This window comes from Acidithiobacillus ferriphilus, from assembly GCF_028215975.1.
GTDB classification, from domain to species: domain Bacteria; phylum Pseudomonadota; class Gammaproteobacteria; order Acidithiobacillales; family Acidithiobacillaceae; genus Acidithiobacillus; species Acidithiobacillus ferriphilus.
In genome coordinates this window covers 2,046,396-2,066,595 of the sequence record NZ_CP116458.1, presented here as the reverse complement: position 1 = coordinate 2,066,595, position 20,200 = coordinate 2,046,396, and the positions used below count along the sequence as shown (strand labels likewise).

The 20,200-nt window shown below is 55.4% G+C and carries 22 protein-coding genes; 1 reads left to right on the top strand and 21 read right to left on the bottom strand.

Going from position 1 to position 20,200, the window contains the following annotated elements:
- Positions 1 to 17 precede the first annotated feature (17 nt).
- From gmhB to PJU76_RS10325, 9 genes are all read right to left on the bottom strand, one after another.
- Positions 18 to 557 carry a D-glycero-beta-D-manno-heptose 1,7-bisphosphate 7-phosphatase gene (gene gmhB, locus PJU76_RS10365; protein WP_271779474.1) on the bottom strand — a complete coding sequence of 180 codons (540 nt, stop codon included), beginning with the start codon at positions 555 to 557 and terminating at the stop codon, positions 18 to 20.
- A complete protein-coding gene (glyS, locus tag PJU76_RS10360) occupies positions 557 to 2,641 on the bottom strand; it encodes a glycine--tRNA ligase subunit beta (RefSeq protein ID WP_271779473.1) in 2,085 nt (694 codons plus the stop codon). The genes gmhB and glyS overlap by 1 nt, the downstream gene beginning before the upstream one ends.
- Positions 2,628 to 3,512: a glycine--tRNA ligase subunit alpha gene (gene glyQ / locus PJU76_RS10355; RefSeq protein ID WP_271779472.1), complete on the bottom strand. Its 885-nt coding sequence runs from the start codon at positions 3,510 to 3,512 to the stop codon at positions 2,628 to 2,630. Before glyQ ends, glyS begins: the two co-directional genes overlap by 14 nt.
- A gap of 89 nt (positions 3,513 to 3,601) precedes the next feature.
- Positions 3,602 to 3,964: a roadblock/LC7 domain-containing protein gene (locus tag PJU76_RS10350; protein WP_215849321.1), complete on the bottom strand. Its 363-nt coding sequence runs from the start codon at positions 3,962 to 3,964 to the stop codon at positions 3,602 to 3,604.
- 47 nt (positions 3,965 to 4,011) lie between these two features.
- Positions 4,012 to 4,650: a roadblock/LC7 domain-containing protein gene (locus tag PJU76_RS10345; protein ID WP_271779471.1), complete on the bottom strand. Its 639-nt coding sequence runs from the start codon at positions 4,648 to 4,650 to the stop codon at positions 4,012 to 4,014.
- Positions 4,647 to 5,213: a GTP-binding protein gene (locus PJU76_RS10340; RefSeq protein ID WP_271779470.1), complete on the bottom strand. Its 567-nt coding sequence runs from the start codon at positions 5,211 to 5,213 to the stop codon at positions 4,647 to 4,649. Before PJU76_RS10340 ends, PJU76_RS10345 begins: the two co-directional genes overlap by 4 nt.
- Positions 5,214 to 5,266: 53 nt before the next feature.
- Positions 5,267 to 6,430 carry a response regulator gene (locus PJU76_RS10335; RefSeq protein WP_271779469.1) on the bottom strand — a complete coding sequence of 388 codons (1,164 nt, stop codon included), beginning with the start codon at positions 6,428 to 6,430 and terminating at the stop codon, positions 5,267 to 5,269.
- Between the two features lie 9 nt (positions 6,431 to 6,439).
- Positions 6,440 to 7,738, bottom strand: a complete 1,299-nt coding sequence (locus tag PJU76_RS10330; RefSeq protein WP_271779468.1) for a hypothetical protein — start codon at positions 7,736 to 7,738, stop codon at positions 6,440 to 6,442.
- Positions 7,739 to 8,008: 270 nt separating this feature from the next.
- The gene (locus PJU76_RS10325) at positions 8,009 to 8,440 is read right to left on the bottom strand and encodes a hypothetical protein (protein WP_271779467.1); all 432 of its coding nucleotides are present in this window, start codon (positions 8,438 to 8,440) and stop codon (positions 8,009 to 8,011) included.
- A gap of 113 nt (positions 8,441 to 8,553) precedes the next feature.
- On the opposite strand from PJU76_RS10325, the gene PJU76_RS10320 reads away from it, so the two are divergent.
- A complete protein-coding gene (locus tag PJU76_RS10320) occupies positions 8,554 to 9,642 on the top strand; it encodes a L,D-transpeptidase family protein (RefSeq protein ID WP_271779466.1) in 1,089 nt (362 codons plus the stop codon).
- 32 nt (positions 9,643 to 9,674) lie between these two features.
- Here the strand turns inward: PJU76_RS10320 and PJU76_RS10315 are convergent, their stop codons facing one another.
- From PJU76_RS10315 to PJU76_RS10260, 12 genes are all read right to left on the bottom strand, one after another.
- The gene (locus tag PJU76_RS10315) at positions 9,675 to 10,475 is read right to left on the bottom strand and encodes a YdcF family protein (protein WP_271779465.1); all 801 of its coding nucleotides are present in this window, start codon (positions 10,473 to 10,475) and stop codon (positions 9,675 to 9,677) included.
- A gap of 17 nt (positions 10,476 to 10,492) precedes the next feature.
- The gene (gene lipA, locus PJU76_RS10310) at positions 10,493 to 11,446 is read right to left on the bottom strand and encodes a lipoyl synthase (protein ID WP_271779464.1); all 954 of its coding nucleotides are present in this window, start codon (positions 11,444 to 11,446) and stop codon (positions 10,493 to 10,495) included.
- A 1-nt stretch (position 11,447) separates the two neighbouring features.
- Positions 11,448 to 12,086 (bottom strand): lipoyl(octanoyl) transferase LipB, encoded by a 639-nt coding sequence (lipB, locus tag PJU76_RS10305; protein WP_271779463.1) that lies wholly within the window; start codon positions 12,084 to 12,086, stop codon positions 11,448 to 11,450.
- Entirely contained in the window at positions 12,083 to 12,349 is a 267-nt protein-coding gene (locus tag PJU76_RS10300) for a DUF493 domain-containing protein (RefSeq protein ID WP_226824907.1), read from the bottom strand. The genes lipB and PJU76_RS10300 overlap by 4 nt, the downstream gene beginning before the upstream one ends.
- A 116-nt stretch (positions 12,350 to 12,465) precedes the next feature.
- Positions 12,466 to 13,632 carry a D-alanyl-D-alanine carboxypeptidase family protein gene (locus PJU76_RS10295; RefSeq protein WP_271779462.1) on the bottom strand — a complete coding sequence of 389 codons (1,167 nt, stop codon included), beginning with the start codon at positions 13,630 to 13,632 and terminating at the stop codon, positions 12,466 to 12,468.
- Between the two features lie 142 nt (positions 13,633 to 13,774).
- Positions 13,775 to 14,869 (bottom strand): rod shape-determining protein RodA, encoded by a 1,095-nt coding sequence (gene rodA / locus PJU76_RS10290; RefSeq protein WP_271779461.1) that lies wholly within the window; start codon positions 14,867 to 14,869, stop codon positions 13,775 to 13,777.
- Positions 14,866 to 15,027: a hypothetical protein gene (locus tag PJU76_RS10285; protein ID WP_271779460.1), complete on the bottom strand. Its 162-nt coding sequence runs from the start codon at positions 15,025 to 15,027 to the stop codon at positions 14,866 to 14,868. Before PJU76_RS10285 ends, rodA begins: the two co-directional genes overlap by 4 nt.
- Positions 15,024 to 15,500: a rod shape-determining protein MreD gene (gene mreD, locus PJU76_RS10280; protein ID WP_271779459.1), complete on the bottom strand. Its 477-nt coding sequence runs from the start codon at positions 15,498 to 15,500 to the stop codon at positions 15,024 to 15,026. Before mreD ends, PJU76_RS10285 begins: the two co-directional genes overlap by 4 nt.
- The gene (mreC, locus tag PJU76_RS10275; RefSeq protein ID WP_271779458.1) at positions 15,497 to 16,336 is read right to left on the bottom strand and encodes a rod shape-determining protein MreC; all 840 of its coding nucleotides are present in this window, start codon (positions 16,334 to 16,336) and stop codon (positions 15,497 to 15,499) included. Before mreC ends, mreD begins: the two co-directional genes overlap by 4 nt.
- Positions 16,337 to 16,360: 24 nt before the next feature.
- Complete coding sequence (locus PJU76_RS10270) at positions 16,361 to 17,404, bottom strand: rod shape-determining protein (protein ID WP_271779457.1); 1,044 nt, start codon at positions 17,402 to 17,404, stop codon at positions 16,361 to 16,363.
- 281 nt (positions 17,405 to 17,685) lie between these two features.
- Positions 17,686 to 19,413, bottom strand: coding sequence for a thiosulfohydrolase SoxB (soxB, locus tag PJU76_RS10265; protein ID WP_271779456.1), 1,728 nt, complete (start codon positions 19,411 to 19,413; stop codon positions 17,686 to 17,688).
- A gap of 18 nt (positions 19,414 to 19,431) precedes the next feature.
- Entirely contained in the window at positions 19,432 to 19,965 is a 534-nt protein-coding gene (locus tag PJU76_RS10260; RefSeq protein ID WP_271779455.1) for a DUF302 domain-containing protein, read from the bottom strand.
- Between the last annotated feature and the right edge of the window lie 235 nt (positions 19,966 to 20,200).

Below are 20,200 nucleotides of genomic sequence, written 5' to 3'. Positions count from 1 at the left end.
ACTGCGAATAGTACGTATCACGGAATGCCGAGAATGGCGTGTACCGCCGCGTTAAGATCCGTAAAAATGGAAACGCCCGCCGCTTCCGCTGCCAAACGCATGCTTTGGCCTTTACCCGTCAGCACCAGCATGGGCCGTGCACCGGCTGCACGCGCGGCGAGCATATCGCGCATACTGTCACCAATGGCGGGAACCTGCTCCAGTGAGATCTGCAGACGCTCCTGTATCTCGCGAAACAGGCCGGGCGCCGGTTTGCGACACGCGCATTCTGCTTCCGGAGTATGAGGACAGAAGAAAATGGCATCTATCCGACCGCCTACGGCAGCGAGTTCCTGACGCATACGCTGATGAATAGCGGTCAGGGTACGGATATCGAAAAGCCTTCGACCTACACCGGACTGATTGGTGGCTACCACAACCTGGTAGCTGGCGCGGTTCAGCCGCGCAATAGCCTCTAGACTGCCCGGAATAGGGCGCCACTCGGCGGGAGATTTGATAAAGGCGTTACTGTCTTCGTTGATGACACCGTCACGATCAAGGATCACCAGTTGCCCCATCAGACCCCCTGTAACTGCGAAAAGTCGGCGATGCGCAGAAACACCTCCTGGAGCTGGGCAAGCAGGGCGAGACGGTTCTGGCGTAGTACAGGTTCTTCAGCAAGAACCATGACCGCATCAAAAAATTGATCGACCGAGGGACGTAAGCCCGCGAGCAAGTCTAAAGTGGCGGCATACTGGCTTTTTGCGAGCTGCACATGAACGGGTTGCGCCAGGACTTGCCAATGTTCCCAGAGTGCGCCCTCTGCGGGATCCGCAAAGTGCCGCGGGTCTACTTGCCAGTCAGCGGAGAGGGGTTCCTTGCGTAATAGATTGTTGATCCGTTTGATCAGCGCCGCCAGAGCATCCGCCGCCGCATGTTCGGCCTGGAAAAGGGCGAGGGCCTCAAGACGCTGGCGCGCATCCAGTGGTTCGTGGGGTTGGCGGCTGAGCACGGCGGCGATCTGGTCGGCGCGAAAGCCCTCTTCCCGGAAATGGACACGCATCCGATCTTGAAAGAAGTCGAGCACTGCGCTCCGTGTTTCTGTTCTGTTCTTGGCAACAGTGCTGCCGTAAGCGACCAGCGCACTGGTTACCGCTGTGTCCAGATTCAGGGGCACCCGAGCATCCAGCACAATGCGCAGCACCCCCAGTGCGGCGCGGCGCAGGGCAAAGGGGTCGCGGTCACCGGTAGGCACTTTGCCGATGGCGAAAAAGCCGCAGAGGGTGTCCAGTTTGTCGGCAATGGCCAGGCACTGCCCATGCGCATCTGCCGGAATTTCATCATCGCGACCACTGGGCATGTAATGCTGGGTGATGGCTGTGGCAACACGGATATTTTCATTGTCATGTCGGGCGTAGTGGCCGCCCATGATGCCCTGCAATTCCGGAAACTCGCCCACCAGACCGCTAAGCAGGTCACTTTTGCAGAGTTCTGCGGCGCGGCCCACATCGCTTGCATTTGCTGCGAACTGCGGCGCGAGGGCTGTTGCAAGTGCCTGCAGGCGCGTGGTTTTGTCGAAAATGCTGCCGAGGCCGTCCTGAAACAGCACTCCGGCGAGTGCGCCCCGTCGCGTCTGCAGGGAGACTTGGCGATCCTGATCCCAGAAGAAGGCAGCATCGGCCAGTCGGGCGCGCAGTACCCGGTTATTCCCATTGATGACGACCTTCGCATCCAGGCTGTGCAGGTTGGCCGCGAACAGATAATGGGGCACCAGGCACCCATCCTGGCCGCGCAGGGGAATATAACGCTGGTGCTGCATCATGACCGTAATCAGCACCTCTTCCGGTACCTGCAGATAGTCCTCGGCGAAGCTGCCGGCGAGAATGACCGGCCATTCGTTGAGTCCGGTGATCTCATCCAGCAGTGCTTCCGGCAGGATGGGGATGACGGCCATCTCATCGGCCAAGGTTGCTATTTTGCCGGCAATGCGCGCGCGACGCTCGGCAAAATCTGCCATCACTTTTGCCTGCGATAAGGATTCGGCGTAATCGGCGGGGGTGGTGATCTGGACCGACTGGGGATGATGGACGCGATGCCCGAAACTTTCTCCACCGGCGTCCAGACCAAAAACGTTCCAGTCCAGCACCTGCTGGCCCTGGCGCAGCAAGAGCCAGCGCACCGGACGCAGGAAACTATCGGGACGTTCCCCCCAATGCATACGCTTGCGCAGGGGCAAGCTGGCCACCAGTTTGCTGGCGATCTCGGGTAACAGGAGATGGCTGTCCTGGGCCGCGCCGACCTCCCGCCACGCAAGGATTGGGCCTTTGTCCGTTTCCAGGGTGAGCAGATCGTCTACGCTGACCCCGCAGGAGCGGGCAAAGCCCTCTGCTGCCGCCGTGGGCCTACCCCGCGCATCACGGGCGCGCTCTACGGGCGGGCCACGACGCAGGGTTTCCTGCGACAGACTCTGCCGGGACACGTCTTTAATCCAGAGGGCGAGTCGTCGCGGAGTGACATAGCCGCGGATGCTTCCATACTGCAACCCAACTTTGTCGAGTAATTGGCCCACGATCTCGGTCGCGGCATCCTGCAGGGGTATTTGTTCCCGCGCCGGCAATTCTTCACAACCTAGTTCCAGCAGGAGATCTTCAGTCGCTGACATCTTGGCTCCGCAGTAAAGGATGACCGAGGGCGGTACGCGCTTCGGCATAGTTCTCGGCGACGCCACGGGCGAGAGTACGGACGCGGCCGATGAATCGCGCGCGCTCGTTGACGCCGATGGCATGGCGGGCATCCAGCAGGTTGAAGGTGTGGGAGCAGTCCAGTATCCGTTCGTAGGCGGGCAGGGGGAGCTGCGCCGTCAACAACGCACGGCAGTCTTTTTCTGCCTGGTCGAAGCGCTGGAAAAGGTCTTCTACCGGAGCCAGCTCAAAATTATAGCGGGACTGCTCCACTTCGTTCTGATGAAACACATCTCCGTAGAGGACGCCGGGGGTCCACACGAGGTCATAAACACTTTCGACGCCCTGCAGGTACATGGCCAGCCGTTCCAGACCATAAGTGACTTCGCCCATGACCGGATGACAATCCAAGCCACCGACCTGCTGGAAATAGGTGAACTGGGTGACTTCCATCCCATTCAGCCAGACTTCCCAGCCCAGACCCCAGGCACCCAGGGTCGGTGACTCCCAGTCATCTTCGACAAAACGGATATCCTGCACCCGGGAATCAATACCGAGGGCCGCCAGCGATTCGAGGTAGAGTTCTTGCAGGTTCACCGGATTGGGTTTGAGCACCGCCTGAAACTGATAGTAGTGCTGGAGACGATTGGGATTATTTCCGTAACGGCCATCCGTGGGACGCCGGGAGGGCTGCACATAGGCGGCCCGCCATGGCTCGGGGCCGATGGCCCGCAGGAAAGTGGCGGGGTGGAAGGTGCCGGCACCGACCGGCATGTCCATGGGCTGGAGCAGAACACAGCCTTGACCGGCCCAGAAGCCTTGCAGTTGCTGGATGATTTCCTGGAAGGTCATACGGATCTCTGGCAGAAGTTTCGCGCATTATGACCCAACGCAGCCTGCCCTGTGAAGGGCGCCCGTCTGTTCGTGCGCCGCGATTGACCTCAAAGTAATTCGGCAATTCCCAGAGCCGCCCGCTTCGCGTCGAGAAATACCAGTCCAAGCTTCGCCTCTTTACGCGCAATAACGGTCAGAACGGCATCCGGGCCAGCGTGAATGAGTAGGACGTAGCCGTTATCGCCCTTGATCATGACTTGTTCCAGCTCGCCTCGCGCCAGTTCTACGGCAGTGCGGTCGCCCAGGGAAAGCATCGCCGCCGCCATGGCACCGACCCGGTCTTCATCCATGGTCGAAGAAAGCAGTGAGGCGATAGTGAGTCCATCGGTAGAAATTACGGCTGAGGCCTCGATGTCCGCAGAAGACCCGTTCAGATCACTGAGGACGGACTTGAGCATTTCTTCACGCATTTTTATTCTCCTGATGACTTGTTGAGTGTATGAAAATATTTGTTTCTTTAGAAATAGCGCTTGTCTAGATCTTGTACCAAGGTAACGAAGGATTGGTCCTGCAGGCGAGGCGTACCGCCGATCACAAGCATGAAACGCTGCTGACCGATAAATAATGGCCAAAACCCCAGCTCAGAGCGTCCGGCGGGATCGAGCAGTCCCCAGGTCTCGGTGTTGATACGCAGGTTATTTTTCAGCAAGCGGCCATGCCTGGTCTGCAAGGAGAGTAAGTCTGCCGAAAGTCCGGCGAGTTCTTCCGCGGCTTCATGGGTGTAGCCGGCTGCTGCGAGGTAAAAGCCATTTTCATCGGCGAGGAGTGTCTTTTGTGCATCCGAAAGTCGTGCGAGGAGGGGAGGTAACGCATCTTCCAGACGTTTATCTTCTTGCTGACGTGGATGCGCAGTACCCCGTAATAACCCCAGTCGTTGCAGGCGGAAAATGCTGCGTAGGGCTTCCTCTGCGTTTGCCGCCTGAGTCCAACGCTGGGCGGCTTTAATGCTGAAGGGGGCTCGATGTCCTTCTCGCAAAATATATAAAAGAATTGCCCGGTTTCCTTCCTGCTCCGGGCTGGATGTGGCATAAAAAGCCCCGGCTGGTGTCACTTCACCATAGAGATCAGTGTTGGTGGCGACCAGTTCGATACTCATAATTGATCCCCGATCCCGGGATCGATGGAATAAAGAAGTGCCATAACCATATTTTTAACGTCGTCCTTGTTACGACCGTCTACTTCGAAAATCGGCGGAATGGGATTAAGCATCCGCAGATCAGTGATTACTTCTGGGAGCATGTTGGCGTAGTCAGCTATCCGGGGCTGCGCCTGGATATCCGTTTTTGAAACTCCGATGACTATGGGAACGTTGACAATAAAATCTTTGAAGGCATGGAGAAAAAAGTGCAGATCTTTTTTCGGGTTAGGGCGGGTATTGTCCAACATCAAAATGAGGCCCAGACCACCAGTGGTGAGAATGTCCCACATGAAGTCGAAACGCTCTTGGCCAGGGGTGCCATACAGGTGAATTTTAGTGCCCTCGTCCAGCTTGAGTATGCCATAATCCATCGCCACGGTGGTGTGACCCTTGCGGTTTAATGTCATATCCGAGGCCTGGGCATCGGTGGAGATAATTGGGATATCTGATAATGCTGAAATGGCCGTTGTTTTGCCCACACCAACAGGACCGGTAAAGATAATTTTATTGTCTTCTTTCACAACGTTGGCTCCTTCAATATAATTTTTGGCCAAGTACTCTCTGCATTTTCATTTTACAGCCCTGAAATGCGGGCAAGAAGACGGCCCAAGAAGCTTCTTTTGGCCGTGGGTATTTCTGCAACCGTTGGCGTATTAGGCATCACTGGTTGGATGCGGTTGTCGGGATTCTCCGCCGTGTTGTAGCGCAACAGTCCTAAGCTGTCTGCGGCGGCAAGAAAATTGAAGAGATCATGGGGCTCAACGTGTAACATCTTCACCGTTAATGCCGGAGAAGCTGGCGAGCGGGCAAGAAAAGCTGCTAAACGCAGTGCGTCAGGCAGCATGGTGAGTCGCGTCAGGTTGGGCCATTGCTTCAGTTGTACCGGGGCGTTGATCTGTAGCTGCTGGCTGAGGCGCCCGTCAGCTGTCCATGCACCCATTTGCCAGAGCAGAGACTGGAGAGTGAGGTGCCGTGTGGATGCATGAGCGGGGATGTCGGTGTTACTGGGGGCACGCATTTGTAGCCGTGGGTGTTCTTCCCGTGCCAGCGATTTGAGATGTTCATCGTCCGTCAGCAAGATGGCCTGATCAGTCATCGGATCTAATTGCAGGATGATCCGTTGTTGGTCATCCACAATAACGCTTGACGACTGATCGCGCCGGATCATCTGTAAAAGTCCCAGTAGGCCGGCCTGAGGATTGAAATGACGTATTTCTTCAGGATGCAACACCGGAACGGGACGTGGCATAGCGGTTGGCGCCGTGACGGGTTTTGGGGCAGGCGGGTTTGCGGCGGTGGGCGATGGGACAACGGTGGTGGACAGCGCGGAGATCGTGACCTCGGGCCGAATAGGCATGACCGTGGCACCACTTCTTCCTGCTGGTTTTCCTGGTGCGGAGCCACCATTCAGTAACGACTCCAGCGCTGGAAACAGGGTTTCCATACGTACAGGTTTCTGCAACACCGGGAACATGCTATCGGCTTGCGGGGAAACACTCGTCAGGAGAATACGTTGTTCTGGTCGTTCGTCATGTAATCGCTGAGCGATGGCCATACCCTCCGTACCATCCACATCAATAATGGTCACCGCAGGTGTTTGTGTGTCACCGGTATCCAGCAGTTGATAATGGCGTCGGGTAAACATTTTGAAAGCCATACGGAAGACGGCTTCTTTGCGTGCATCCATCCCAATGCTGCGAATGAAAATTCTGTCGCTATTAGAGGGGTTTTTCGTCATGATCAAATCCTAAATGATCTGTCGTTGCGGTTGGCGCTGGAGGCGTTCAGCAAGGCTGAACATTTGGCGCATGATATCTTCATTGGGCTGCGTATCCATTGCAAGAATCGATTGGATGAATTGGGAAAAGCGCTCGCGGGCGTCCATCCGTTCATACATTTCGAGGAGCGGTCCGTAATAAACGCTATGCTCAGGTTGAGCTAATGTGACCTTTTCCAGAAGATCTACGGCTTCATCTACCTGTCCATACTCCAAAAGCAGGTCGCATTCTTCGATAATACTGTCCTCACTGTCTTTCGGAGTGATCTGATGATCGCGGCGAATTTCTTCTGTTACCAGTGGTGGACTACTCAGTGGTATGGCGGTGATCGGCAGATAAAGTCCGTACTGCTCTGCCAATTCTGCAAGAATATTTTCTTCTCCGTCACTTTCGGCAAGGGCGGTCCACAGGTCATGCTTACCCAGTCGCTGGCCGCGGTGCAGCAATCGCGTCCGCAAGGCGCTACCTGCGCCCCACAATGTAATATAGAGCTGAAGGAGGGATTCGGCATAGGCGGCGCATCGTCGCTGGATGTAAAGCACTTCCAAAAGGGTAACCTGGAGGATGAGTTTGCGCGGATCGAGAATAAGGTTACGGCGTAACAGGCGTTCAGCCTCAGAATATTGGCGGCACGTCAGTAAGTGACGTGCGGCACTGAGAGGTGAAATCAGTCCGGCCACTATCTCATACTCCTCCTCGGCCAGCGGTGTGAGGTCTTCGGACCCGGTCAGCAGCATGACACCTGCGTCCGCAAAGCCGTTTTTCGAAGCTCCGCTCGATGCCTGCCCGGGCTTCACAACGAATCCAGATAGAAGATCCAGCGGTTCCGGGTTGACGATGGCTTGCTGCAACGCTCTCTGTGCATCGACGAGTGAGGAAGATATCGCAGATTGCGGCGCATGCAGAGCGTGTGTGACGACCGCAGCAATTTGCGCGCTGTTCACCCCTAAATTTTCTGCAGTTACCCGCAATTGCAGGTTTTGCGGATCCAGTTTTAATCCTTCCAAAACGAGATCTTGGGCTTCTGTGCCGGGGATGGCCCCAGAATCATTGAGCTTTTCTAAAAGTTCAGCGAAGTGATCAATGTCAGAAATCTCACGATAGATCGACAACAGCCGACGCATCTGCTGAATATCGTCGGGGTTGTGATCCACGTACCAGCTCAGGGATGTGGCAGCTTGTTCAAGGTGACCATAGGAAAGATAAATCTCCACTTCGTCAAGAATACTGGTTTCATTGACCTGTACAAAGGAGCTTGTTTCCGGCATATCATTGACTGGACCGATTTTAATGGCCGGGGTTGCTTGTGCCTTGCCCCCGCTGTTCTCGCGGGCATTGCGTCGTGTGCTTGGGGCGTTGAGGAGCTTTTGCCTGTGCAACACCTTCCACAACCCGGCCAAGATGACCATGGCCACGAGGAAAGCTATAATAATCAGGCTATCGATGGGCAATTCCATGCAGGAATCTCGCTTCAGGATGGGCGCGGTTTTGCTTCTTTGCCGCCATTGGCCTTGTAGATAGGCGTTTTAATGGTGCTGTCAATGTGCGAAGAGTTCGGCAATTTCATGGATGCGCTTCGTGCTGGGACGGCTTGCAGTCGGAGAGACATCCACTGCGGCTGCGTAACCCGCAAATAATACCGGTAGTGCATTGACGATGAGGGGGAGGCGCTCGCGACTTACGGCGGCCAGTCGCCATTCGGCACGCCATCCATGCACGGGATGGCTCGTGCAAACCGCAACCCCCCAGCCGCGTTCCTGTAGTGACCATTGCTGTTCGGCGATACAGATCCGGTGTTGCTGAGGCGTGTGCTTCAGACCGACGTAGGGACCCCCGTAAGTCACGCGCAGATTGTTAGTCAGATTAGTTAGCATATGATCGAGACGGTGTAGCGCATCGCGTAATTTCTCACTGGAAGCAGGTTTATTGTTTACTACACTTCTCAAGAATATCAGGTGTGGTGATTCCATACACGCCTCCTTTTACCTTATGATTATGACGGTAATGCCGGACGCTGCCAATGCGCGCGTGCGGTGGATGGTGTTTTTGCTTTTTCTAATGTGCCGCAAACAGGAAAATATTAATGATGCGAAAACAGTTAGGTGTCTGGTGTCTGGCAGCCTTCATGGGGTATGGTGCGACGGTCGCGGATGCCAGTGTCTATGCTTTGCCCGCCCAGGGCAACGTTGTTGGAGCGCTTAAGGCAATAACCACCCATAGCGATGATACGCTTCTGGATATTGGGCGTTTCTACGACCTGGGTTACAATCAGGTGACGGCGGCTAACCCCGGCATCAACCCCTGGCTTCCTGGCCAGGCCAGCAAGGTGGTTATCCCGGCCGAGTATGTTTTGCCGCCGAAGCCATGGACCGGGATCATCGTGGATATTCCAGCACGGCGTATTTACTATTTTCCGACGAATGACCGAGTGGTATACACTTATCCTGTTGGTGTCTTTTTGCCGGGCTGGAAGGAGCGTTTGACGGCCACGCAGATTATTGCCAAGTTTAAAATGCCCGCATGGAATGTCCCCAAAAATATCCATGCGTGGTTCGAGAAGAAATTCCATATGGATATCCCGTGGTATTGGCCACCAGGCGCAGAAAATCCCATGGGTGAACTGGCGATGGAGACCGGACTCTCCGGCATCTTCATCCATGGTACTTACCATCCCTGGGGTGTTGGTATGCGGGCCAGTCAGGGCTGTTTTCAGATGTTCCCGGAGAATGTCGCGCAACTTTTCCCCATGGTTCCAGTGGGTACCCCGGTGCGGATCATTGATCAGCCCAACCTCGTGGGTGTACGGGATGAGCAAGTCTATCTGCAGTCATACAAGCCGATGCATGCCTATCACAAGAAAGGCATCCCGGATTTACAGCGTGCTGTTATGACGATCAAGTCTTTTATGGTGCAGAATCACATCAATCAGGATATCGATTGGGCCAAGGTCCGACGTATCGTGGCGGAGCACAACACGGTGGCACTCCCCATCGGGGTCGACGCGCCGAGCTATAAAACACTGTCTGCCGCACTTCCCGCAACGCCGTATGCATACGCACCTTACGGTCCATCGGCGAATGGCGCCGCAGTGCCGCCGCCGTTGTCTTTGGCGAGCGCCACCAACCAGGAACATCTGCATGTCCAGGTGACTTTCCCCGATCAGAAGCCGTAGAACGTCATTCTCTCCTCGAGGAGGTGGGGCTACTAGTGTCCCCCTCCGATCCCCTGCTCCTGAATCCAGAGCCAAAACAGCCCGAGGTATTCGTGACTTGCCTCGCTGCTGATTTCCAGATAAATGGCCCGCGGCAACCAGCTATCCAGCCGGAGTCCGCTCACCCGATCCAGACGGTAATCGGTGGGAACGGCGATCACGTTCAAGCCAGCGTGGCGGAACCAGACAACCGCCCGTGGCATGTGCAATGCGGAGGTCACCAGGTATACCTGGTGGATATTGTGCCTGGCCAGCAATGCCGCGCTGTCTGCGGCGTTAGCTGCGGTATTGTAGGATTGGGTTTCCGGCCAGATAGCGCCTTGTACGCCTAGATCCTGGCGCAGGATGTGCTCCATGGTGACCGCCTCGGGTGGGACGCCCAATCGCGGTGCCCCGCCGCTGGGAATTATGGGGAGTCCGGTTTGTTTGGCCAGTTGGGCGGCGGTCATCAGGCGCACGAGCGTGCGCGCATTCGCAGTCTCCTGGGTAGATTCCGGAGACTGCATGACCTCGCCGCCGCCCAGCACCACAATCGCCCTGGGCGTTTCGCTGCTGCCCACGGGTTGTACGAATGGGGGGTAACGATCCTCCAGTGGCAGGAGGAGGAGCCTGGCACCGACGGCGGTAGAGAAAAAATAAAGGATGCCCAGTGCGAGCAGAATGAGCACTCGTCCGAAATAACGCCAACCCAGGACTTCTGCCAACCAGCCGATGGCGGCGAGGACCAATAAAAGACCAGGCGGCTGCAGCGACGCTGAGGCCAGGGTAAGTACGGTGGTGTAGCGCAGCAACATGCCTCCTCTGGCTCCGCTCAGTCCCTGCGTATCTCATGGAAGCTGCGTTCGGCATGATAGGAAGATCGCACCAGTGGGCCGCTGGCGACGTGGCGGAAACCCATGGCCATACCCTCTTGCTGTAACTGCTGAAACTCTTCCGGTGGAACGAAACGGGCGACCGGCAGATGATGGCGGGAGGGTGCCAAATATTGCCCCAGGGTGAGTAGCTCGCATCCGGCCTGCCGCAAGTCTTGCATCACCGTGCGGATTTCATCGAGTTCCTCGCCCAGGCCCAGCATTAGTCCGGATTTGGTGGGGATTGCGGAGTGCTGTGCCTTAAAAGTCGAGAGCAGTTGCAGCGAGTGGCCATAATCTGCACCTGGTCTGGCCTGCAAATACAGGCGTGGCACGGTTTCCAGGTTGTGATTGAAGACATCCGGCGGTGTCTCCCGGAGTGCTGCCAAGGCCTTGCCCACCCGGCCGCGGAAATCCGGTACGAGGATTTCCACGTGCAGTTCTGGGCAATTCTCACGCAGGGCTGAGATAACTTGAGCAAAGTGCTGGGCGCCGCCATCGCGCAAATCATCGCGGTCTACGGAGGTAATGACGACGAAACGCAGTCCCATTGTTGCCACGGTCTGGGCAAGGTGCGCAGGTTCCAGAGGATCGGGTGCTTGCGGGCGGCCATGGGCCACGTCACAGAAGGGGCAGCGACGGGTGCAGATGTCTCCCAGGATCATGAAGGTCGCCGTCCCAGCGCCGAAGCATTCGCCCAGATTAGGGCAGGAGGCTTCTTCGCAGACCGTGTGGAGGTCCGCTGCACGCAGGATCTTTTTGAGCCTGTCCACTTCAGGGGTTAAGGGTGATCGTACCCGCAACCACTGGGGCTTGGGTTGGCGTTCGGACTTTACCGGAATGATGGGTATGGGGTTGCGTGCGGTCTTTTCGGCACCGCGCTCGGCTTTGTTAGACTGGTGTTGGGGGTCCATGTCAGGCACCTCCTTTTCTTAAGGGGCGATCCAGGCTGATAGCCAATTCCGCCATCAGGGTTTCGGCAACGTCGTGGCTTGGCCAGTTCGGACAGAGGTCGTGCACCTGAGTGACAGCGAGATTGACCATGCCACAAGGATGAATACGCTGGAATGGGCTCAGATCCATCTCCGTGTTGAGGCTGAGGCCGTGGTAACTGCGACCGCGCTGAATACGCAGGCCCAAGGAGGCGATTTTGGCATCGCCCACATAGACTCCGGGAGCATCGCGACGTGCATGGGCACTCACGCCACGTTGCTGGAGCAGATGAATGACGGATTGTTCCATGGCGGTGGTTAAGGTGCGGACGTTGATTCCCATACGGGGGAGATCAATGAGCATATAGACTACCCATTGTCCCGGTCCATGGTAGGTGACTTTGCCACCGCGATCACTGCGAATAACCGGAATGGGACCAGGGTCAAGGACGTCTGCCGCGTCAGCATTGCGTCCGAGGGTAAAAACCGGAGGATGCTGGAGAAGCCATATCTGGTCTGGTGTGTCGGCATCTCGCTGGGACGTGAATTCGCGCATGGCGTCCAGCACCGTGAAGTAAGGAAGTAACCCTGGCCAGCAGCGAATGAGTATGGGCGTATTCATAAGCAAAGGATCACGCCATCAATCCTTTTGATGGAGTTATAAATGTTGGTTAGGTGTTCATGGCTGTGGACCTCCAGGGAAACCGTGACGGCTTGATATTGTCCCTGGCTGCTGGGTCGGCAGGAGAAGGCCGTGTCCGGTAAGTCCGGTGCATGAGCTGCGATCGCCGCACGTACCGCCGCGAGTAGATCCGCGTGCTGACCAATGGCCTTGACATGGTGCAGGTGCGGAAAGTCTTCTGCTGGATTTTTTTCGGTTTCCATAGCGTCTCGTAATCCTCTCGTGTCATTGTCGGACAGGACCAATCCATGGTACCTCCCGGTCATGGTAAGTCTTCCTCTGTCTGAGGTGAAGACCTGCCATAGCTTCGGCATTTTGCTTATAGCGCGTTGCTGATCTTGTGGAAGATCTGCGCTATCCAGCTCGCCTTCTCCACAGAAGTCTGGGCGACAACTGGCACGGACTTCAGTGGTTTGCCATCCAGCAGGAAGACGAGCCGCCCGACGACCGCACCTTTCTTTAGCGGGGCCTGGAGATTGGGTGTAATTTCTACCACGCGTTGTACTTCGGAAAAATGTCCTTTCGGAACCGTAAGGTTCACGGCTTGTTCGATACCTACGGGGATATGCATGGGCGATAAATCGCTGCGGGTGATCTCGCTGACTTTTTCCCCGGCAGTATAAAGCGGATGGTTAACGAAAAAGCGGTATCCATAATCCAGCAGGGCTTCGACGGCATTGGTGCTGCCGGCCCAGTTCGGTCCGCCGAGAACAACGGCAATCAGGCGACGACCATTCCGCATGGCAGTAGCATCAATGCAGTAGCCGGAGGCGTCGGTTAGGCCGGTTTTCAGTCCATCCACCGTAGGGTCACGAAAAAGTACGGGGTTCCAGCTCCGCTGGGTAATACCATTGTAAGTATAAGACTTTTCCCTGGTGATCTGGATCACCTGTGGGAACTGCTGAATGAAGGCGTGCGACAGCTTGGCGACATCCAGCGCGGTGGTATAGAGATTGCTGTCTGGCAGACCATCGACATTGCTGTAATGGGTGTTGTGCAGATTGAGGCGCAGGGCCATATCGTTCATCAGCGTGACAAAGCCCGACTGACTGCCACCCACCGCTTCGGCAAGAGCTACCGCCGCATCGTTCCCTGAATCAATCAGCAATCCATGCAGTAATTGATCAACATTCGCCGGCGTGTTGGGCTGGACGAACATGCTGGAGCCCCCTGTCTTCCAAGCCGTATTGGAGATAGGGACGTTTTCCTGAGGGGTCAGAGTGCCGCCCTGAATAGCCTGATAGGTCAGATAGGCCGTCATCAGCTTGGTGAGGCTGGCTGGCGCGCGGCGCAGGTTTTCACTTTTAGCCGCGATGATCTGTCCGGTATCGTAGTCCATCAGCACATAGCTGACGATGGTTGGCAAGGCCGGTGCAGGTGGTGTGGGTAGCATGGGCATCGGGGTTGCGGCAAACGCCCAGGGTGCGAGACACAAGCCGACGAACAAGGCGAGCATTCTGGTGATCAGGGTAGTACGGACAATCATGAGGGGCCTCAGTGGTGAGCGCTGATCGGGATTTGGAGTGGTTTTGGGTAGGTCTGGAATTATAGCGATGCCCCGGCAGAAAGCCATGCCTGGGAGCGGAAGGCTGTGCCCGACACCTGGCGCTTTTTGGGGAGAAATCGCATTATTCATGTGTGCGCGGATGGGCGTGGACCGACATCAGGATACCCAACCCGACCATAAAGGTCAGCATAGCTGTTCCGCCATAGCTTATCAGCGGCAGAGGCACTCCTACCACGGGAAGGATCCCTGTGGTCATACCCATATTGATGAAAATATAAAGGAAGAAAGTCAGGCTCAGGGTGCCGGCAATGAGACGACCGAAGGAATCCCGGCACTCATAGGCGATTACCAGGCCGCGCAAGACAATGAGCAGGTAAGTGGAGATGAGGACAATGACTCCGACCAAGCCAAACTCCTCGGCAAATCCCGCAAAAACGAAGTCGGTTTGGGCTTCCGGCAGAAAATCGAGGTTGACCTGGGTTCCGTTGAACCAGCCCTTTCCCCAAAATCCACCAGAACCTACGGCGATCATGCTCTGAATGATATGGTATCCCGCACCGAGAGGGTCGCGTTGGGGATCCAGGAAAGTCAGGATGCGCTCTTTTTGGTATTCGTGCAGAAAATGCCAGAGTATCGGCCCACTGATTGCGGCTAGGGTGATGAGCCCAATAAACCAGCGGCGGCGTACTCCCGCCAGCCACATCATGAAGATCCCAGCAGCGCCAATTTGGGCGGCTGTGCCAAGGTCTGGTTCCTTGGCGATGAGCAAAAAGGGGATGGCAATGAGCACAAATCCCGCGATGGCAGAGAGCCAGTGGCGGACGTTTTCCTGTTGAGAATAATAATAGGCGAGGAACAGGGGCAGGGCGAGTTTCATCAGTTCCGAGGGCTGAAAGGTCAACGGCCCGACTCCCAGCCAGCGGCGTGCGCCAAGATTGGTTTTGCCCGCCACGAGGGTGATAGCGAGCAGGATGATACCTATGACGTACAAGGTGGGCGCCCAGGCGCGGATACGTTCAGGTGGCGTGTTGGCGACGGTTACCAAGACGACGATACCGATAGCGAATCGCAAAAATTGGGCAAGCACCACGTGGACGCTTTCCTGGCTGCCGCTATACAGCACCGCGAGGCTGATGAGCATGAGTATCACGATGCCCGTCATGAGTGCCGGATCCAGTTTCCGCAGCGGCCGCAGCAGGCGAGTGTGCCAGTTCATGGGTTGATCCCCGGCGCTGTCACCATATGGAGATGGGTAGCGATTGCCGCCCCGGCAAGGAGGTCGGCGATACGCGGATGATCGGCTGGCGCGTAGGCAATGACGAGAAGCCGATGAACGAATGGTCGATATTCATGGGCGGGCTGCAATGTGCTCATGTATGCCGCGGACGTAATGCGTGACGCAGAGAATCGAGGACTAGCGTAAAAAGCGGCCACAGCAGAGCGCCGATCAAGGGTCCCAGGAGCAGCGAAAAGTGCCATGTGATAAAACCTGCCCAAGCCTGCCACAACCAGACCAGCAAACGGTGCGTGAGCAGTAACAGAAATATAAAGAACAGCTGCTCCCAGGACGGTAGGCGACGGACTCTGCCAAGGCTGGTGTAGAGCAGATAAATCATAATAACCCCGGCGATGGCTTGTGCTCCCAGCATATCTCCGAGCACCATGTCCTGAAACAGACCAATCAGCCAGACGATGGTGAAGCTCAGTTCGGAGTTGCTGCTGATCGCCCAATAGATGAGCAGCAGAGCAACAAAATCGGGATGGAGTAACGCATAAAGCGGGCCGCAGGGAATGATTTCCGCGGTAAGTGCAAAAAAAAGGCCGAGAATGAGCGCGATGGCGATCATGGCGTGGTTGCGGGCTTTGGGAATGGACGGTCCCAGAGCATAAGCACCGTATTCAACTGTCCCAGGCGAACGGCTGGTTGCACTGCAATCTGTGCAAAGGGTTGGTCACCATTATGGATAACTGCGGAAATCGTACCGACGTTCAATCCTGGTGGATAACGCCCGCCTAAGCCAGAGGTGACGAGTTTGTCACCGACTTTGAGGGCGGTGTTGCGCGGTTGAAAGGGGATTGCAAGGCGATCGATATCCCCCCTGCCGTCTACCAGCAAGGGCGTATCCGCGCCAGCGGGCTGTACGGGAATGCTGCTGTCCAGGTCGGAAAGCAGAGCCACCTGACTGCTCATAGGAGAAACACGGATTACCTGGCCAGCTACTCCCCCTGCGGCAAGAACGGGTTGCCCGACAAATACGCCGGCGCGCGCACCCATGTTGATGGTTAACAATTGGCTCCCAGGCAAGAAATTCTGCGCGATAACCTGTGCGACGGTTACCTTCCCAGGCGGCTGGGGGATGCTGTCAAGTAGCGCAAGAAGTTGACGGTTTTCGTTACGCAGGATATCTGCTTCTAATAGTTTGGGCTGGGCACGAACGATCTCCGCGTGTAGTCTGATATTTTCGGATTCTAGCGCAGCACGACTTTGCAGGTAATTGTCAGCTTGCCGCCAGAAGTCGGCTTCCTGCATGCTTACCCATTGCACCGGATAAGCCATGGTTAAAGAAACACTTTCCATGTTGGGATATTTTTTGCTGAGCACCGAAACAAATACGGACAACAGAACAAGCACCGCTACGCGAAGGAGCGGCGGGTAGCGATGAGGAAAAAACAATGCAGGCATGGTAGCTCAGGAAGGGCCGTAAGCTTAATCGTCAGCAAACACCTCACCCAGCAGTTCCAGCTCTTCGAGCGCCCGGCCGCTGCCCCGCGCCACGCAGGTTAGCGGATCCTCCGCAACGATGACCGGTAGTGCTGTTTCCTCCATGATCAGGCGATCCAGGTCGCGGAGGAGGGCGCCACCGCCGGTCAACACCATGCCCCGTTCAGCGATGTCGCCAGCGAGTTCGGGGGGGGTCTGCTCCAGCGCGAGTCTGATGGCGCCGACAATTGCACCCAATGGCTCCTGAAGGGCTTCAAGAACTTCATTGCTGGTAATCGTAAAAGTCCGCGGAACGCCTTCAGCGAGATTGCGTCCGCGTACTTCCATGCTGTGTACTTCCTGACCGGGATAGGCGCAGCCCACCTTTTTCTTGATCTCTTCGGCGGTAGTCTCGCCAATCAGCATGCCGTAATTGCGACGGATGTAGTTGACGATCCCCTCATCCATTTTGTCGCCACCGACACGTACGCTCTGGGAGTAGACCACCCCACCCAACGCGATGACACCGACTTCGGTGGTGCCACCGCCAATATCCACCACCATAGAGCCGGTTGGTTCCGCAACGGGCATCCCGGCCCCGATGGCGGCCGCCATCGGCTCTTCAATCAGGTGTACTTCACGTGCACCCGCACTCATCGCCGACTCGCGGATGGCTCGCCGTTCTACTTGCGTTGCTCCATAGGGTACACAGACGATAATCCGCGGGCTTGGGCTCAGAAAGCGTTGATGGTGCACACGTCTGATGAAGTGCTTGAGCATGGCCTCGGTAATCTGGAAATCGGCAATCACGCCGTCTTTCAGGGGTCGGATTGCCGTAATATTTGCTGGTGTGCGACCCAGCATACGTTTGGCTTCTTCCCCGACATACATCCGACGGCTGGTGGCCCCATGCCGCCCGGTATGGATGGCTACTACGGAGGGTTCAGACAGCACGATACCCTTGCCGCGCACGTAAATCAGGGTGTTGGCAGTGCCCAGGTCCACGGCGAGATCGGTGGAGAAAACCCCAAGAATTCTTTTAAATATCATCAAGTTGAAGGCCTTGCTGAAAGTGGAAGAAATCGCTTCGAAGGGACAGTAAGGTCACTGCATCCGCAACAAGCCATGTGCATGGAGCAGTCTAGCATGAGCAATGGCCGAGACCAAAGCCATGAAGCCTGTGGATGGATGGCCACAGCATCCGTTTTGAGGTGTGCCTGAACCTTTGGTGGATGCCGGGCAGGCTGAGTGTTCGGCAGAAATCAGCACGACGGGCACAAAAAAGCCGGCGCTGAGCGCCGGTGCGTTACGCGTGTTATCTGCAACGAAGTTTATAAATCGTAGGACTTCGGGAAGGCAATGCCGTGGTTGCTGGCCATATCTTTGTTGAGCACTGGCAGATCCAGTTTGTCTACGCGCACCTGCTTTTTGGACTGTAGCCAATGGGCGAAAACTTCCCAAATGGGTTTACCCTCCACGGGTTTCATGGCTGCCCATCCGGCCACTTTATACTTTTTAGTGGGTGATATGGATTTACCGCCAACCCGCATGTTGCTGCAGCGGTGATAAATCTTTTCATCAGGATCGAAATCGTATTGAATATTGCCGACCCGAATCATGTCTCCACCTTGTTGATAATAAGGGTTGGGGTTGAAAATATTATCAGCGACCTGTTCCATGATGTTTTTGATTTCTTCGCCTGTATAGGTATTAACGGTTACCTGGGGATAAGTGATGGCAGTTTGTCCCATCACATCCTCCATGGTGATGGTTTCGCCTGGAAGTTTACAGTAACCCCAGCGGAATCCCGGAGAGAAAGACGCTTCACAGTCCATTTCTTCACACAACGCGTTGCAGATAAGTTGGTCAAAAGTACCGTTAAAATTGTCACGCCGATAGAGGAGGCTTTCGGTGATCGCCAAAGGCTGCGCAAGCTTATCTTTGTAAGGCGCGCGGACCTTTTGAATGTATGCGGACATTTCAGCATCCTCTTTGATCAGATTAGAGAATACCGGCAGGTAGTGGAAACGCCAGCCATTCAGCTTGCCTTTACCCACATCCAGATCGAATCGGGCCAATATCTTGCCGTTTGTGCTGGTATTTATGATCAGGGTTTTATTCACCATAAATGGCTTTGGGCCCATAATATCGTGAGTATGCCCGCCAAGAATGATGTCAATACCGTTCACCAGAGACGACATTTTTTTATCTACATCAGCGCCATTGTGAGAGAGTACAACGACCAGATCAACATGATGTTGTTCACGGCATTCCGTTACCATTTTTTGCATATGTTCGGTGTGGATGCCGAAGCCCCAGTCCGGCATAAAATGCCTGGGATTGGCGATGGGCGTGAACGGAAAAGCCTGACCGATCACCGCGATTTTGCGTCCGCTTACTTCATGAATGTGGTAGGGCTTGAATACTAGTTCCTGCCAGGTATTGCTAAAGATATTCTGTGCCAGAAAGTTTGCCTTCAGTTCGGTTTTGATCAGATGTTCCACCTGATCTTGACCGTAGGTGAATTCCCAGTGACCGACAAAATCGTCAACGCCAAGTAAGTTCTGGGCACCGACCATATCCGCGCCTTTGGTCCAGAGGCTGGTTGCAGAACCCTGCCAGCTATCGCCACCATCCAACATGAGTACTTTGTCTCCGCGTTGCGCACGGTACCGCTTAACCAGGCTGGCGATGTGAGCATAACCGCCAATTTTCCCATATTTGTGGGCCAGGGTGTCATAGTCGAGGCAAGAATAGGCATATTCGTTAGATGCCGGGGTGGCTACTCCATAATAATCCAGCATCCATTTCCCACAAAGATGGGGCGTTTGGTTAAGCACGGGCCCAATACCGATATTCGTATCGGGTTCCCGCCACCAGACCGGTAAAAGCTGGGCATGGGAATCGGTCATGTGTAATAAAGTCACATTACCATAGTCGGAAATTTCATAGGGATCAGCATCAGCACCCCAAGCAGATTGCGCAGCACCGGGCGAAAAGAAGCTTGCGGCACCTGCGATGCCCATCAACTGCAAAAAATCACGTCTTCCTAAATTCATGAAATCCTCCAATAGTGCTTAAAGCCCACCAGCCGCAGCCTGCTTCATCACTGTAATGATCTGCCGATCCAATTCGTTGGCGACCTTCGCGGACTCGGCATTTTTCGGAAAGTATCTCAGGGCATAGGTGGGTAAATAGGTCATAAGTTTAAGTTGACCTCCCTGTTCATACATCACAATTTTACAGGGTGCAAAGGCCCCGAATTCTGGAGTGGTTTTGAGAATTTTAGCTCCCAACACCAGATTGCATACCTCATAGATAACATAAGGCTGACTGTTCTTGATGCCGCGTGCTTTGAGCCCCTGCTGAACGTCCAGGGAACCTACGAGATTCATGTTCTCTGCCTCCGCACCACTCTGGATCCCCATCTTTATTTGTGCAGGGGTAACCCCCTTTTGCACATTCACGATGTAGAGGGGGGTATTGGTATTGATAGCTGGCATCCCGGACACCGGTGCCGCAATGCTTGCGGCGGCCGCAGGCCCGCAAAATAACAATGCACTGCATAGGAGGGTGGCTGGTATGAATGGAATCGACTTGAGTATATTCATATTTGTATTTCCCGTTAGTTGGTTGTTCCAGGGGGGCAGTTCCAGAGGAAGAGTTGTCGCCCGGCGGCTTAGATGTGGGCCGATAGCCCGGAACATTGATCCTGATGCCAGTACTTAAACGGCCCATAAAATGTTCCGGATTACAATAGTCCACGCTTTCCGGTACCGTCCCTGCTTTTTTGTCACATCCTTGCATATGTTTTTGCAGCGTGTTCTGGGCAGATCATGTGACCAG

Coding starts and splice junctions, on each gene's coding strand:
- gmhB (WP_271779474.1), bottom strand. CDS start 557: ATGGGGCAACTGGTGATCCTTGATCGTGACGGTGTCATCAACGAAGAC.
- glyS (WP_271779473.1), bottom strand. CDS start 2,641: ATGTCAGCGACTGAAGATCTCCTGCTGGAACTAGGTTGTGAAGAATTG.
- glyQ (WP_271779472.1), bottom strand. CDS start 3,512: ATGACCTTCCAGGAAATCATCCAGCAACTGCAAGGCTTCTGGGCCGGT.
- PJU76_RS10350 (WP_215849321.1), bottom strand. CDS start 3,964: ATGCGTGAAGAAATGCTCAAGTCCGTCCTCAGTGATCTGAACGGGTCT.
- PJU76_RS10345 (WP_271779471.1), bottom strand. CDS start 4,650: ATGAGTATCGAACTGGTCGCCACCAACACTGATCTCTATGGTGAAGTG.
- PJU76_RS10335 (WP_271779469.1), bottom strand. CDS start 6,430: ATGACGAAAAACCCCTCTAATAGCGACAGAATTTTCATTCGCAGCATT.
- PJU76_RS10330 (WP_271779468.1), bottom strand. CDS start 7,738: ATGCCGGAAACAAGCTCCTTTGTACAGGTCAATGAAACCAGTATTCTT.
- PJU76_RS10325 (WP_271779467.1), bottom strand. CDS start 8,440: ATGGAATCACCACACCTGATATTCTTGAGAAGTGTAGTAAACAATAAA.
- PJU76_RS10320 (WP_271779466.1), top strand. CDS start 8,554: ATGATGCGAAAACAGTTAGGTGTCTGGTGTCTGGCAGCCTTCATGGGG.
- PJU76_RS10315 (WP_271779465.1), bottom strand. CDS start 10,475: ATGTTGCTGCGCTACACCACCGTACTTACCCTGGCCTCAGCGTCGCTG.
- lipA (WP_271779464.1), bottom strand. CDS start 11,446: ATGGACCCCCAACACCAGTCTAACAAAGCCGAGCGCGGTGCCGAAAAG.
- lipB (WP_271779463.1), bottom strand. CDS start 12,086: ATGAATACGCCCATACTCATTCGCTGCTGGCCAGGGTTACTTCCTTAC.
- PJU76_RS10300 (WP_226824907.1), bottom strand. CDS start 12,349: ATGGAAACCGAAAAAAATCCAGCAGAAGACTTTCCGCACCTGCACCAT.
- PJU76_RS10295 (WP_271779462.1), bottom strand. CDS start 13,632: ATGATTGTCCGTACTACCCTGATCACCAGAATGCTCGCCTTGTTCGTC.
- rodA (WP_271779461.1), bottom strand. CDS start 14,869: ATGAACTGGCACACTCGCCTGCTGCGGCCGCTGCGGAAACTGGATCCG.
- PJU76_RS10285 (WP_271779460.1), bottom strand. CDS start 15,027: ATGAGCACATTGCAGCCCGCCCATGAATATCGACCATTCGTTCATCGG.
- mreD (WP_271779459.1), bottom strand. CDS start 15,500: ATGATCGCCATCGCGCTCATTCTCGGCCTTTTTTTTGCACTTACCGCG.
- mreC (WP_271779458.1), bottom strand. CDS start 16,336: ATGCCTGCATTGTTTTTTCCTCATCGCTACCCGCCGCTCCTTCGCGTA.
- PJU76_RS10270 (WP_271779457.1), bottom strand. CDS start 17,404: ATGATATTTAAAAGAATTCTTGGGGTTTTCTCCACCGATCTCGCCGTG.
- soxB (WP_271779456.1), bottom strand. CDS start 19,413: ATGAATTTAGGAAGACGTGATTTTTTGCAGTTGATGGGCATCGCAGGT.
- PJU76_RS10260 (WP_271779455.1), bottom strand. CDS start 19,965: ATGAATATACTCAAGTCGATTCCATTCATACCAGCCACCCTCCTATGC.